The sequence below is a fragment of the Balneolaceae bacterium genome (assembly GCA_034521495.1).
Classification (GTDB): Bacteria; Bacteroidota; Rhodothermia; order Balneolales; family Balneolaceae; genus Rhodohalobacter.
Genome location: JAXHMK010000009.1, coordinates 606,157 through 620,584 on the forward strand (window position 1 = coordinate 606,157; position 14,428 = coordinate 620,584).

15 protein-coding genes and 1 tRNA gene are annotated in these 14,428 nt (G+C 39.9%); 14 read left to right on the plus strand and 2 right to left on the minus strand.

The features are described 5' to 3' along the window. Position 1 precedes the first annotated feature (1 nt). From U5K72_07695 to U5K72_07760, 14 genes are all read left to right on the plus strand, one after another. Complete coding sequence (locus tag U5K72_07695; protein MDZ7718681.1) at positions 2–217, plus strand: AtpZ/AtpI family protein; 216 nt, start codon at positions 2–4, stop codon at positions 215–217. Further along, positions 214–591 (plus strand): hypothetical protein, encoded by a 378-nt coding sequence (locus U5K72_07700; GenBank protein MDZ7718682.1) that lies wholly within the window; start codon positions 214–216, stop codon positions 589–591. The genes U5K72_07695 and U5K72_07700 overlap by 4 nt, the downstream gene beginning before the upstream one ends. Positions 592–612: 21 nt before the next feature. Continuing rightward, complete coding sequence (gene atpB / locus U5K72_07705; GenBank protein ID MDZ7718683.1) at positions 613–1,653, plus strand: F0F1 ATP synthase subunit A; 1,041 nt, start codon at positions 613–615, stop codon at positions 1,651–1,653. Between the two features lie 56 nt (positions 1,654–1,709). Next, positions 1,710–1,925 (plus strand): ATP synthase F0 subunit C, encoded by a 216-nt coding sequence (gene atpE / locus U5K72_07710; protein MDZ7718684.1) that lies wholly within the window; start codon positions 1,710–1,712, stop codon positions 1,923–1,925. Positions 1,926–1,943: 18 nt separating this feature from the next. After that, positions 1,944–2,477 (plus strand): F0F1 ATP synthase subunit B, encoded by a 534-nt coding sequence (gene atpF, locus U5K72_07715; protein ID MDZ7718685.1) that lies wholly within the window; start codon positions 1,944–1,946, stop codon positions 2,475–2,477. 3 nt (positions 2,478–2,480) lie between these two features. Further along, positions 2,481–3,026 carry an ATP synthase F1 subunit delta gene (atpH, locus tag U5K72_07720; GenBank protein MDZ7718686.1) on the plus strand — a complete coding sequence of 182 codons (546 nt, stop codon included), beginning with the start codon at positions 2,481–2,483 and terminating at the stop codon, positions 3,024–3,026. Between the two features lie 17 nt (positions 3,027–3,043). After that, complete coding sequence (atpA, locus tag U5K72_07725) at positions 3,044–4,663, plus strand: F0F1 ATP synthase subunit alpha (protein MDZ7718687.1); 1,620 nt, start codon at positions 3,044–3,046, stop codon at positions 4,661–4,663. A gap of 4 nt (positions 4,664–4,667) precedes the next feature. After that, positions 4,668–5,561 carry an ATP synthase F1 subunit gamma gene (atpG, locus tag U5K72_07730; GenBank protein ID MDZ7718688.1) on the plus strand — a complete coding sequence of 298 codons (894 nt, stop codon included), beginning with the start codon at positions 4,668–4,670 and terminating at the stop codon, positions 5,559–5,561. Positions 5,562–5,649: 88 nt separating this feature from the next. After that, positions 5,650–5,736, plus strand: a tRNA-Ser gene (locus U5K72_07735). A gap of 101 nt (positions 5,737–5,837) precedes the next feature. After that, positions 5,838–7,235, plus strand: a complete 1,398-nt coding sequence (locus tag U5K72_07740; GenBank protein ID MDZ7718689.1) for a TolC family protein — start codon at positions 5,838–5,840, stop codon at positions 7,233–7,235. Positions 7,236–7,241: 6 nt separating this feature from the next. Continuing rightward, on the plus strand, positions 7,242–7,829 hold the full coding sequence (locus U5K72_07745; protein ID MDZ7718690.1) for an ABC transporter substrate-binding protein: 588 nt from the start codon (positions 7,242–7,244) through the stop codon (positions 7,827–7,829). Positions 7,830–7,844: 15 nt separating this feature from the next. Beyond that, positions 7,845–8,822, plus strand: a complete 978-nt coding sequence (locus tag U5K72_07750) for a hypothetical protein (protein MDZ7718691.1) — start codon at positions 7,845–7,847, stop codon at positions 8,820–8,822. Between the two features lie 223 nt (positions 8,823–9,045). After that, the gene (locus U5K72_07755; protein MDZ7718692.1) at positions 9,046–10,176 is read left to right on the plus strand and encodes a glycosyltransferase; all 1,131 of its coding nucleotides are present in this window, start codon (positions 9,046–9,048) and stop codon (positions 10,174–10,176) included. Beyond that, on the plus strand, positions 10,169–11,689 hold the full coding sequence (locus U5K72_07760; protein ID MDZ7718693.1) for an oligosaccharide flippase family protein: 1,521 nt from the start codon (positions 10,169–10,171) through the stop codon (positions 11,687–11,689). Before U5K72_07755 ends, U5K72_07760 begins: the two co-directional genes overlap by 8 nt. Before the next feature lie 498 nt (positions 11,690–12,187). On the opposite strand, the gene U5K72_07765 is transcribed toward U5K72_07760, so the two are convergent. Continuing rightward, entirely contained in the window at positions 12,188–12,925 is a 738-nt protein-coding gene (locus U5K72_07765) for an NTP transferase domain-containing protein (GenBank protein ID MDZ7718694.1), read from the minus strand. Between the two features lie 30 nt (positions 12,926–12,955). Further along, complete coding sequence (locus tag U5K72_07770; GenBank protein MDZ7718695.1) at positions 12,956–14,275, minus strand: inositol-3-phosphate synthase; 1,320 nt, start codon at positions 14,273–14,275, stop codon at positions 12,956–12,958. Between the last annotated feature and the right edge of the window lie 153 nt (positions 14,276–14,428).

A 14,428-nucleotide genomic window follows, 5' to 3' on the forward strand; every position in this document is an offset into this window, starting at 1 on the left:
TTTGATTAAGGATTCTAAAAATAGAAAGTACCTGGAATATGCGGGTCTTGGTGTTGAAATTGCAGCTTCATTCTTTGTGCCAATTCTTATTGGATACTGGCTTGACGAACGGTATCAAACATCTCCATGGTGGTTACTTGCAGGGATCTTTACAGGAGTTCTATTGATGCTCTCTATCTTTATTAAAATTGCAAAAGATACAAACAGCCGGAATTGACAAACAGTATGCTGAAAGATGTACCGAAAAATATACAGCTCAGCATTTTTATTTTTGCACTTCTCGCATTTATCTTGATTCTTCTTTTACCTATTCATGAACGAATTGGTTTTAGTACCGGATATTTTTTGGGGCTCTTTGCTGTAATCATACATCTTGTTTTTTCGGCTATAAATAAAAATGCCGATCAAAACTTTCTGCAGATCTATTTTCTCTCTTTGTTTGTACGATTTTTGATAGTCTGCCTGCTCTTTATTTTGATTCTTACAATGACAAAAATTCACGAATTTAGTTTTACTGTTAGTTTTATAATTTCGTATATTTTCCATTCTGTAAATGAAGTGATTTTTTTGAATCATAAACTCACAAATTAATAGAGAATACTACTGCCGAAGATGAGTCTAATATTGCGTCGGATAGCTGTTACAGCTCTCTTTATTTTAACAATGAACCCTGCACTAACAGCTGCAGACGCATCTGAAGAGAGTGAGAATCCTATCGATGTTATCGGTAAAGTTCAGGATCACCACTATCTGGATGTAGCCGGATATCATTTGTACCTGCCAAGAATTTTATTTGTTGAAGGAAGTGCCATTCCCTACGTGTATGCTACTACTCAAGCCGCTGTAGCATCTGGAAATTTTGAAGAGCTTTCTGATCACTCCTTAGTATCTACAATGGGGAATAACGTTGTTTTGGACATGTCTATCACTTCGCATTTAATGTATTTCTGGTTTGGCGTAGTTCTTACTCTTTGGATAACCATTGCAATGGCAAGAAAATACAAGAGAGGGGCCGGCCGTGAAACCGAGCCGGAGGGATGGTTTCAGAACTTGTTTGAAATTACGTTTGTATTTGTTCGGGATGATATTGCAAAAACGAATATATCGGATGATAAATACAAGAAATTTGTTCCCTATCTATTTGCAGTTTTTGTAGCTATTACATTCATGAATTTATTTGGCTTATTGCCTTGGGGAGTTACAGCAACAGCCGATATTACAGTGACCGGTATTTTAGCGGCATTTACATTTTTTATTACCCAATGGAACGGATCGAAAGATCACTGGGAACACGTTTTTTGGTTTCCGGGCGTGCCGGGTTGGTTGAGATTTATTTTGACTCCCATTGAAATTTTAGGTTTGTTCACCAAGCCTCTTGCACTGGCTGTTCGTCTTTTTGCGAACATGTTGTCAGGCAAGATTATGATTATCTGTATTTTAGGGCTGATATTTATTTTTACTGAATATTTCAGTCCCGCGTTTGGATTAGGCTCCAGTATACTGGTAGTGCCGCTCACAGTTGCTCTCTATCTGTTAAAAGCATTTGTGGGCATTTTGCAGGCTTATATCTTTACCCTTCTTTCTGCGGTATTTATTGGTATGGCCGCAGAGCAGCACCCTCATGAAGAAGGACATGTCGAAGCGCATGCATAACGAACTTTATAACATCTATATACTCTAAACATTACAAAACAAAACAAGGTAAAATTATGGGTTTATTAGCAGCAGGAATCGGAGCAGGAATCGCGGCAATTGGTGCCGGTGTTGGTATTGGCATGATTGGTAAAGGAGCCGTAGAAAGTATTGCACGACAACCAGAAGCTTCAGGAGAAATTCGTGGCGCTATGATTTTGACAGCCGCTCTTATTGAGGGTGTTGCGCTTATCGCCGCTATTGTTTGTATTCTGCTTGTTTTCTTCGCTTAATCTTAAATCATCTTTATTATGACGCTGATTTTTGCAGAAGCGGCGAGTGGCGGCGGAGGTGCAATCCTCAACTTTAACAGTGGTTTTGCCATATGGGTAGCTATCACACTGATAATATTTTTAGCTGTGATGGGCAAATATGCAGTTCCGCTAATTATGTCAGCTCTTACTGAGCGTGAAGAACGCATTAAAGATTCTTTAGAATCAGCAGAGAAAGCCCTCGCCAAAGCTGAACAAATTTCGAAAGATAACGATAAGGCTTTACAGCAAGCTGAAGTGAAAGCCCAAAAAATTCGGAAAGAAGCTTTGGAAGATGCCGAAGTATTGCGCAGTGAAAAAATTGAGCAAGCAAAGAAAGATGCCGCTAATATTCTTGAAGATGCTCGAAATACTATTGAGCAGGAGAAGAAGCGGGCACTCAACGAACTCAGAGATGAGGTGGCAGATCTTGCTGTAAAATCTGCCTCCATGATTATTCATGCTGAACTCGATGAGAAGAAAAACAGGAAACTCGTTGATTCATTTATCAACGATCTACCAAAAATGAATTAATCAATGAGTACCAAGGCAGCAAAGCGATATGCAAATGCTTTTCTGGAGGTAGCAATTGAGAATGATATTCTCGAGGAAGCCAGGGAAGATATGCTCTTGATTAAAAATACTATTGATGCATCCTCTGATCTGCGAGTATTTCTCAAAAATCCGATTATCAAAAAAGATCAAAAAAAAGAAGTTGTACAAAAGATCTTTAAGGGTAAATTGCAGGATTTAACTTTCGAGCTAAATAACCTGTTAACACGAAAAGACAGGGAATCTCTTTTAGAGGAGATATCAAACAAGTTTATTGAATTATACAACCAACACCAGGGTATCATTAAAGTAGGAGTAACCTCAGCCAGGAAATTGGAAGAAGCTCAGTTAAAAGCATTGAAAAAGAATATTGAGCAAACAACCGGCAAAAAGGTTGAGTTTTCAACCGAGGTTGAAGAAGAGTTAATGGGCGGTTTGAAAATCCGAATTGACGACACTGTGGTGGATGGATCTGTTAAATTTAAATTAAGCCAGTTGAAAGATCGTTTGACCTCAACTGTAATTGAATAAAAAATTTAGGATAAGTAATGAGTCAAGTCAGACCTGACGAAGTATCGGCTATTTTAAGAAAACAACTGACCGGATTTGACGGCGAAGCTGACGTATATGACGTAGGTACCGTTCTCGAAGTTGGTGACGGTATTGCGCGCGTATATGGACTTTCTAAAGTTCAGGCCGGTGAACTGGTTGAACTTCCCGATTCTATAGATGATGCCGGAAATCCGGTTCGGGGAATGGTATTAAACCTTGAGGAGGACAATGTAGGTATTGTACTTTTTGGTTCCTCCAGGGTTGTGGAAGAGGGACATACGGTTAAACGAACAAAAAGTATTGCATCTCTGAATGTGGGTGACGGTCTGCTCGGAAGAGTGATTGATCCTCTTGGAAAGCCTCTTGATGGAAAAGGAGCAATTTCCGGCGATACGATGCGTCTTCCGCTGGAACGTAAAGCACCCGGTGTGATTTATCGGGAGCCTGTAAGTGAGCCGCTTCAAACCGGTATTAAGGCAATTGACTCATTGATTCCAATTGGACGAGGACAGCGTGAGTTGATTATTGGCGACCGCCAGACGGGTAAAACGGCTGTATCCATTGATACAATTATCAATCAAAAAAATACACAGGAAACAGACAAACCGGTCTATTGTATTTATGTAGCTGTCGGTCAAAAGGGATCAACAGTAGCGAGTATTGTAAGTACTCTGAAGGAGCATGACGCACTTGATTATACAGTTGTTGTTTCTGCACCTGCAAGTGTATCTGCACCATTGCGTTACATTGCACCATTTGCAGGTGCTGCAATTGGAGAATACTTCCGGGATACAGGACGACATGCTCTTGTTATTTATGACGACTTGTCGAAACAGGCGGTTGCTTATCGTGAGCTTTCACTCCTGTTGAGACGACCTCCGGGACGGGAAGCATATCCCGGTGATGTATTTTATCTGCACAGCCGATTGTTGGAGCGTGCAGCAAAAATCATTGATAGTGATAAAATTGCCAGGCAAATGAACAATGTGCCGGAAGAGCTTGCGCCGAAAGTAAAAGGAGGAGGGTCATTAACTGCACTGCCGGTTATTGAGACTCAGGCAGGAGATGTTTCCGCATATATTCCAACGAACGTAATTTCTATTACAGACGGACAGATCTTCCTGGATACCGATCTGTTTAACTCCGGCATCCGCCCTGCAATTGATGTAGGAATCTCAGTATCTCGTGTGGGTGGAGCGGCTCAGGTTAAGTCAATGAAGAAACTGTCCGGTACGTTGAAGCTTGATCTTGCTCAGTATCGTGAATTAGAGGCATTTTCCAAGTTCGGTTCAGATCTTGATGCCGCTACACAACGTCAGTTAAAACGGGGTGAACGAACCGTTGAACTGATGAAACAGGGTGAATACAAACCCTTGCCTGTAGAGCAGCAAATAGCCCTTCTGAAAGTAAATAACGAAGGTTTACTTGATAAACTTTCTATTGATCAGATTGGTGAATTTGAAAAAATGTTTCTTGAAACTATTCAGGCTAAGTATTCCAAGAGAATGGATGTTTTGGCTGAAACCGGAACGTTGGATGATGCATTCAGTGAAGAATTGATTAAAACGGCCGAAAGTACAATCGATCAACTGTTAGCTGTAACTGAAGAGAAGTAATTAAATGGCAAACCTCCGGGACATACGAAATCGGATTTCATCCATAAAGAATACCCAGCAGATCACAAAAGCCATGAAAATGGTTGCAGCTGCTAAGCTGCGAAAAGCTCAGCAGCGCATGAATGAAACTCGGCCGTATTCCAAGAAAATGGGTGAGGTTGTTGCAAAACTCGTTTCTTCACAGCAAAATATTCAGAACAAACTTTTGCGCAAACCCGAAGAAATTAACCGGATTCTGCTGATTGTTGTGGGTTCTGATCGTGGACTTTGTGGCGGCTTTAATAACAATCTTTTCAGAAAAGTAGAGTCTGTAATTGAAGAACAGTACAGTTCGTTTAACAGTGAAGGTAACCTGGAAATTATTACCATTGGTAAAAAGGCATCAGGTTATTTTAAGAAAAGAGATTATAATGTAGTGAGTGCATATCCCGGTTTCTTTGATGAGCTAAGTTATGAGGAAACATCAGCCATTATGGGTTATGCTACAGAAAATTTTGTGAAGAAAAATTACGACAAAGTCTTAATTGCGTTCAATGAGTTCAAAACGGTAATCACACAGAACAGGTTGATTGAGGAAGCCCTGCCGTTGAAAACCGAATTAATGGATGAAGGCGAAGAAGAATCGTCAAAGGAAAAAGATTATATTTTTGAGCCTGATCCGGTATCAATCCTGGAAAAGCTTTTGCCTGTTCATTTAAATATGCATCTTTGGAGAGCTGTTTTGGAATCGAATGCAGCAGAACAGGGTGCACGAATGGCTGCAATGGATAATGCTACTGAAAATGCGAAAGAGCTGGAACAAGATCTCAGACTTGAGTACAATCAGGCACGACAAAGTGCGATTACAACAGAAATTTCAGAAATTGTTTCTGGTGCGGCAGCACTGGAGGATCATTAGAATTGTTAATTTATGATTTAAGATTTTTGATTGGTGATTTTTTGATTGAACTTATTCAACAATAAAAAATTATCAATCAGCATTTTTTGGAGGGATGGCAGAGTGGTCGAATGCGGCGGTCTTGAAAACCGTTGAGGCTTCGCGGTCTCCGGGGGTTCGAATCCCTCTCCCTCCGCTTTAAATTAGAAAGCCTCAACATTTTGTTGGGGCTTTTCTGTTAAATAAACATACTATTTATACGTTGATGGCTAAACTCTCTCAATCTAAAATGCCATAATGCTAAACATTAAAGATTTATCCCGAACCGGGACGATAATATTTCTATTCTTTATTGTCTGTAAACCTGCTATCTCTCAAGATACACTGTTTGTAACATTACCTGAATTTTTAGAGAGAGGACTTAGTAATTCGGGCCAGGTTGCGTACGAGAGTGGTAAAGTAGATCTGGCAAGAAACCGAGTTCGTACAGTAAAATCTCAACGGATTTTCCCTCGCCTGGAACTGAATACACAACATGGTGTAGTACCGGGTGTAGAAAGTAAACGGCAGGATTTAGGGGAAGGAGAGTATTATCTCGATCCTGATCTTGAAAATGATTGGAACAACTGGGCTGTTTTTACACGCGCGGAACTTTCAGCCACTCAGCCTATCTACACATGGGGTGCTGTTTCAAGTGCTGTAAAAGCAGCAGAAGCAGGTGCAAAATCGGCTCAATACGAATTTAGTGCAGTAAAAGCTGAAGCAAGAATACAGCTCTTTGATCTTTATTACAGCTATCTGCTGGCCATAGAAATTTCAAGAATACTTGAAGATGCCAATGAACAGTTAAATCGGGTTGAGAAAAACATAAATGAGATGAGAGAGGAGGGAAACCCCGATCTGAAAGAATCGGATGTTTTTAAATTTGAAATTTTTAAATCAGAATTTGTCACACGCAGGGTAGAGGTTCAACAAAGTCTCGATTATATAAAGAGGGTATGGGATTATGCCCTGCAGGCTGAGCCGGGAGTTGTATATATGCCAGCATCAAACTTTTTAGACCCCGTACCTTACGAACTCCAGGATTACGATTATTACCGGGCAAACGCAGTACAGGAACGGCCTGAGTTACGAGGAGTTGAGTTTGGGATAACCGCACTGGAAAAGAGGCTTGAAGCCGAAAAAGCCCGGCAATACCCATTGTTCTTTTTTGGCATAACTGGCAGTTTTGCCAATACTCCAAACCGTCCGCGTCAAACGAATCCTTTTATCAGGAATAATACTAATTATGGTTCTGTTGGTGTAGGGTTCGGTATCCGGCAAAATCTGAATATTTTATCGATGCGTGCTTCTGTTGATAAAGCCCGTATTGAATATAAACGAGTGAATGACCTTGAAAAAGCTGTATCAGACCAAATCATATTGGATCTCAATGAGCGTTATCGTGAGGCGGCTGTTGCCGAAACAAGAATGAAACAGACCGAAGAGGCACTTGTAACAGCTCGTAATTGGGTTCGGAATGAGCAACTAAATTATGATATAGGTTTTGGTGATGTAGAAGATTTTCTGGATGCTGTTCAAAAAGAGTTGGAACTTCGCGTGAAATTGAAACAAAATGTATATGATTTGAATAAGAAAGTAGCAGCACTATACAAAGCAGGTGGCTTGCCTATTTCGCAACTGAATTTAAAATAAACTGATATGTTCAAGAAAATATATACTCTTTTAATTGTAATACTTTGTTTTGCTCCTTTGGTAACAGCCCAGGCAGAAGCCGATTCAATCCGAATGATGCTCGAAGAGCGCGATGATGAGATTAAAGATTTACTGGGACCCAAAGGAACTGAGTATACCCAAGAACAAAGAGACCGGTTGAAAGATATTATAAATGATGTTATTAATTACCGTTCTATGGCACAACACGCTCTTGGTGATACATACAATGAAATTAGCGAGGAAGAACGAGAAGAATTTGTATCTTTGTTTTCAACAATTATCCGTGATAATTCTCTGAACCGGTTAGATATTTATCGTGCGGAAGTTACGTACAACAATATTGAAGTAAATGAAGATTCGGCATTTGTGGCTACAACGGCTCAATTAGAAGATGTACGGACTTCGGTTGATTATAATCTTGAACGGTTCGATAATACCTGGATGATCACTGATATGACAATAGACCAGGTATCAACAGCTGACTCTTATAATCGTCAGTTTCAAAGCATTATCAGGCAACGGGGGTTTGATGCACTTATGGAAAGTTTAAGACGTCGTGCTGCCCGGTCATAAACATAATTTAAATGCATGGAAACAACTTTTTCCGGCAAGCCACTTGCAGATGAAGGCTATGTATATTCTACTTATGGGAAGCTGAAATATCTGAAGCATGCCGTATCAAGTGTGCAAACGCTGAGAAGATATGACCAAGATCGGCCGGTTGCCCTTTTTTGCTCAAAAGAGCATAAAGAGATACTCTCTAACTACAGTCTCAGTTCTCTTTTTACGCATATTTTTCATCTACCTGAAGAGTACCAGTCTATTACCGGTTTTAAGCATAATGTATATCGGTTTCTGGCTTTCAAAAAGAATCTGTTTCTCGACAGTGATATTCTATGGTGTAAAAACCCAGATAATCTTTGGAAACAGTTAAGTGCGTATAAGTTTACAATAACGGGTAACCAAACCTCCGATCTTTTTTTTGGAGCTCCCAAAGGGTTTCGGGTACTGATCGATGTTTTATTTCGCAGAAGGAAACGTACGCTTAGAAGATTCGATATCACTTATCTCAGCAGGGTGCAGTCCGGTTTGATTTATGCTGATGATTACGATGTAACAGAACAAGTTTGTGAGCTTGCTAAAGAGATGCTAAGCAGGCAAGACGAAACCCATTTTCGAAGTCGTAAAGAGGAGAAGGGTCGCAGTGAGGAATCATGTGAATGGAGCTACGCAATTGCGATGGCAAAATTAAAGCTGCAGGTTTTCCCGTGGTTAAATGGGTACGAGAGTTCACAGCTTGATTTTATTGAAAGTTATACGAACTACGATAAAGATTTTAAAAACGTTAAATGTCTGTTTTTTGGTGACCGATTTATCTATGATTTAAAAGGATTGAAAAAACTTTGGATCCAAAAATTGTTGATTCGGATGTTGACCTCCATCCCCGGAAAAGGAGACTATCTTTATGTAACTCCTTACTGTCTTCATTTTGGGTGGTATCACCAAAAAGAACCCCTCAATGAATTTTCAGAGCGATGCTGGCAAAAACTGATCAACTCGCAATAACTGAAATTCGGATCTTCAATCCATTGATATATTCAATGGGGTCATATTCACGCTCAAAAAAATTATTTTCTTGATGAAAACGGTTTTAATGATAGCGCCTTATTTTATTCCAAGAAGGCGAGTGGGCTCGTTGAGACCCTTTAAATTCGCAATTCATCTCCGATCTTATGGCTATCAACCGGTTATACTTACCATTTCCAGTCCGGGAAACCAGAGAACGAAATTGGAAAGCAAGCTACTTGAAGAGATTCCGGTCATTGAAATTGAACCTCCGTTCGATCGTACTACATCACAAAAAAACAAATCTGAGTCGGCAAAAAAGGAATCGCCTTTTTTAGACTGGCTGGATAAACAAACTCCACTCGATTCATGGATCTATCTGTTCGTTTTAAAATATTTCGAAATTAGAAAAAAAGTGAAGAAGATCGATCCGGATATTATTTGGGCAACAGGGGATCCCTGGTCGGGCTTGTGGCTGGGAGAAAAGCTTGCGCGAAGTTTTTCAAAACCGTTCATTGCCGATTTCCGGGATCCCTGGACAGCGGCGGAAGTTCATCTCAGAACTCGATCGCCGTTCTCTTTGGAGATAGACAAACAAGTAGAAAAGAGAATTTTGCAAAATGCCAATCGTGTTGTATTTACATCAGGCCTGACGGAGAAAAAATATCTGGATGAATTCAAACTGCCGAAGCAAAAAACAAAAACCATTTATAATTCTTTTGATTCATCTTTGATTAAGGAATATGAGAGTGAAACCTGGGGAGAAGAACTAAATCCCGAATACCTGAACTTAATTTTTTTCGGCCGGTTCAGGCGGCTGAGTCCCGTTACGCCAATAGCAGATGCATTGAGAGAGCTAAAAAGCAAAAATGCGGGGGATGCATCGAACATTCACATTCACAGTTTTGGGAAACCAGATGCCCGGAATCTCCGGAGAATTCGGGAGTATGGATTGGAAAAGAATTTTATTTTTCATGAGCCGGTTGTTCCGGAAAAAATGCTTCCGGTTTTAAAAAGTGCGGATATTTTACTGTTAAGTACCAATATGGAAAGAGAACAGGTTATTCCGGCCAAATTGTGGGATTATTTATCCGTGAAAGTTCCAATTTTATCAATCACGCCAAACCCGGAAGTGGGAGATATTGTCATGAGAAGTAAAGCCGGTATCCAGGTTCATCCCGATGAGAAAAAAGAAATTGCCGAGCTGTTACAATCGTTTGCCAGGGCAAAACAAAATGAGGAATCTTTTCTTTTATCTCCCGAAAAAGAGATTCCCGACAGAAACATGTACGAGGCAAAACATACATCAGGAGAACTGGCCTCTTTGTTTGACGAGCTCTTAACAAATGGCTAAAAAAAGTACCAATTTATCAGAGAAAGCTGGTGTAGTTGTTTTTGCAAGAATTGTAACAACTGTCATTGATCTGGCCATTGTTATTGCCACGATCCAGATCTTATCAAAAACAGATTTTGCAATTATCGGGTATCTTCTGATGATCCATGAGGTGGCCAGAAATCTTGCAACTCTCGGTTTTCCTGATAGCGTTTTTTACTTTTTTGAAAGAGTGAGCGGAAGTGCAAAACGTGCTTTTGTAAACCAAACCACGCTCATTCTGCTCGGAACTGCATTTATAGCAGGAGTAGTAATTTTGCTTGTAAGTTACTTTGCTCCATTGTTTCTCACAGAGTGGAGTTCCGATAGTATTGAGCAGGTTCAGCAATTGCTGCCATTTATGGCTATTGTAGCTGTATTTGAAATACCAACCTGGCCGGTGACCAATATTCTGCTTGCTCTTGACCGGCAAAAAGACTCGGCCTGGTTTGAGATGGTAACAAGCCTGTTAACATTCACATTTTTAGTGGGCCCTCTTGCTTTAGGATATGGCCTGGATATTGCCGTATATGGTCTCGTTGCATACGGATTCATTCGGTTTGCCGGTTCCTGGATATGGATGAAAATTGTTCTTCCGGAAGGAAAACTGAGTGATTCTGAAATTTCCGTTAAAAGACAGGTAAATTTTTCGTTACCACTTGGCTTGTCTGCATTGGTTAATAAAATAAACCGGTATGTGGATAAATTTGTAGTCTCCATATTGCTGCCCGTAGCGGCATATGCGGAATATACGATAGGAGCCCAGGAGGTACCGATCATTCGTGTGATTCCCTTTGCTGTCGGTTCAGTCTTAATCAGTCGTTATGTTGAATTCCAGTTAGAATCAAAAAAAGAGGAGTTGCTCGAACTTTGGTATAAAGGAGTTCAAAAAGTAAGCTTACTGGTAGTTCCGCTTACCATTCTTTCGATTGTGATTGCCTCGGATCTTATTGCGATTATTGCTGAATCGGAAGGGACCAGTTACCGCAATGCCGTATTACCATTTCAAATTTACAACCTCATTGTTCTGCTGCGGGTAACCCACTACGGAAGTATTTTGCAGGCTTTTGGTGATACGAAAGGGGTTTTTTATTTAAGTATAAACCTTGTGATAGCAAATCTGATTTTGAGTGTACCACTTACAATGATGTATGGAATTAACGGAACGGCTTTGGGGACCCTGATTGCCAATGTTTACAATTGGTACATTACCCTCAGAAGAATCGGCAGCCATATGGAACTGCCGGCGAGAAAAGTGCTTCCCTTTCCGTATTATTTAAAAGTACTGGGCGTTTCGGCCTTGACCGGTGTACTGATTTGGTATGGCAGAATAACCTTTATCAGTGAGGGGGATACAATCATGGGTTTATCTGTAAGCATAATCACATTTTTGCTGTTCTTTTCAATTCTTGGTACCGTTCTAAAAGTGATAACAACGGAAGATTGGGTTCAATTGAAAAATTGGATGCAGCTTAAATTTTTATCCCGAAACTGATCGTGTTTTTTAGTAAAACTCATGAAATCAAGAAGTTATTAATTTTATTCAGCGAACTATTTCCAATGAATATTCCAAGGGTACAATTATTCTTGATGCTTTTTTTCTTGCCATTTGAAATCCATCCTCAATATGAAATTCTGCTTTTGGAGAAGAGATTCAGGGAAATATCTTTGAAGATTTATTTGCCAAAAAATTTCTTCAAAATACTACAATGGACTCTGAACCTATTTGTAAGACTGGATAAGTGTACCAATCATTAATTCATTTTCAATTAACGAGTTTGGAATCTTTAAAGACCGCATAACCGGAGTAAAAATGATGGTTAACTGGGTGAATCGCTGCGACGAATTTTTACAAAGCGTGTAACGAAGGGAGAGCTACTTGAAAGGATCAGTACTGTGATGATTAATAAGGAAGAACCAGGTCATTATTTTATGGTAGCCTGTATTAAACTATTTCGACAGTTTTCAGGCGAGAACAAATTTAAATGAACTGCTACACTTCTGCGGGAATTTCTGAGTTGAGTATTTTTTCTGCATGTTCCAGCATTTCAGGAGTATCAACATCCTGCCAAAATGCATTTCTTATATCAAGTGTATGCATTTTGTTTTTATCAGCTAACGCTTGCACACCGTCTGATAGAGATGCATCTCCCTGTTTTTTATATACTTTCTTAATTTCATCTAATAAGCTTGGGGTACAAACAAAAACGCCCGTATCTATACAGTTGTAGTTCGTTATCTTTTTCCCGATTGTCTGGATTCGACTGTTTTGGGAATTTACTTTCGTGGCGTCATCAATATCGAATATCTCATCAACTTTGTAATCAACGAGAAGGGTGGCACCATTTTCGGGTGGAACATGCTCTTTAGCCATTAGCATCATCTCATCAGAAAGAATATGATCGGCCATTGTGAGTATAAAATTATCATCAATAAAAGGTTCAGCAGCCAGAACCGAAATTCCATTGCTCAAATCATATTGATCATTACGGGCAAATTCTATGGGCAGGTTACCCGTGTAAGATTCAAGAATATCTTTTTTGATTTGTTCGAATCCGTACCCAAGAACAATTACTACGCGGCTGCATCCGGCTATTTTCAGGCTTCGGATAGTGCGATAAATCAATGGAGTTCCATCAACATTGGTAAGTGGTTTTAGGTCAGTATCGTCATCGGTACCTGCCAAACGAGACCCAAAGCCGGCTGCTAAAATTATTCCCGTTTTCTTCATATAAATCAGTTTAACTTTAACAAAGCTTGATTACGTGTAACTTTCAAAATTTTCAGAAAGATGGGTGATAGGTTCTTCTCCACCCATGATCCGAAGTGTATTTTTCAATCTGAAGTGCTGGATAAAAATATCATGTTCAGGGATGTGTCCTTCCTCAACCTGTGGACTTTTGAAGTAGAAACTCAACCATTCCTGAATTCCTTTCTTGCCTGTACGTTTAGCCAGATCTAAGAAAAGCGCCAAGTCCAGCACGATAGGTGCAGCAAGAATAGAATCCCGACAAAGGAAATTAACTTTAATCTGCATGGGATATCCCATCCAGCCAAAAATATCAATATTGTCCCAGCCTTCCTTTTCATCTCCGGAGGGCGGATAATAATTAATTCGCACTTTATGATAGAGGTCTTCATAAAGATCACCGTATATCTCGGGTTGCAGAATGGTATCCAATACGCCTGTTTTTGAAACCTCTTTCGATCTGAAACTGTCCGGATCATCAAGGACTTCGCCATCCCGATTTCCCAAAATATTGGTTGAAAACCATCCTTTAATTCCCAGCATTCGTGTTTTAAAACCCGGGGCTAAAATAGTTTTCATTAATGTTTGGCCGGTTTTAAAATCTTTTCCTGCAATGGGTACTCCTTTCTGAACGGCGAGTTCGGTAAGAGCCGGCACATCAGCTGATAGATTAGGAGCTCCATTGGCATATGGAATGCCCTCCATGATGGCGGCGTAAGCATATAGTTGCGAAGGGGAGATCGCTTCGTCATTGTTTTTGAGCCCTTCTTCAAAAGCATCTATAGACATGTGGCAAGACGATGGGGACATAAAAACTTCGGTAGATCCACACCACACCATCACCGCACGGTCAGCGCCGGTTTCTTTAATTTTATTTTGAATATCATTCCGAAGTTGATCGGTCAAATCCTTCTTCGTTGTAAACTCCTTAACATTTTTTCCAACCAGTTTTTTAACATATTTCTGTTCAAATGCGGCTGGCATCGGTTCAATATCCTTTAAAAAATCAGCAATCGGTTCCACATCCTGAGAACTTAGCACCTGTGCACGTTTACATGCATCATACGCATTGTCAGAAATTACATCCCAACCACCAAAAGTAAGATCGTTTAAGTCAACCAAGGGAAGAAAATCCTTAATCAGGGGATTTCGATTCTCCGATCGTGCTCCCAAACGTATTGTTTGTTTCTGTGTTAACGAACCGATAGGCTTGGAAAGACCTTTTCGAATAGATTCAACACCTGCAATAAATGTAGTAGCAACAGCTCCCATTCCGGGGGTTAGAACTAATAGTTTTCCTTCTGATTTTGATTTCTCGTTATTTTCTGACATTGTAACTATTTGAATGAAATTATTTGCTTGGCAAAGATAAAGAATTTGAGCCTGTTATTTAAATATATGAACAGAATATTTACTGATTATTAAACGTCATAATTTACGCCCATTTGAATTTCATTCCTCTCAACTTCCCCCTATATTTGCACA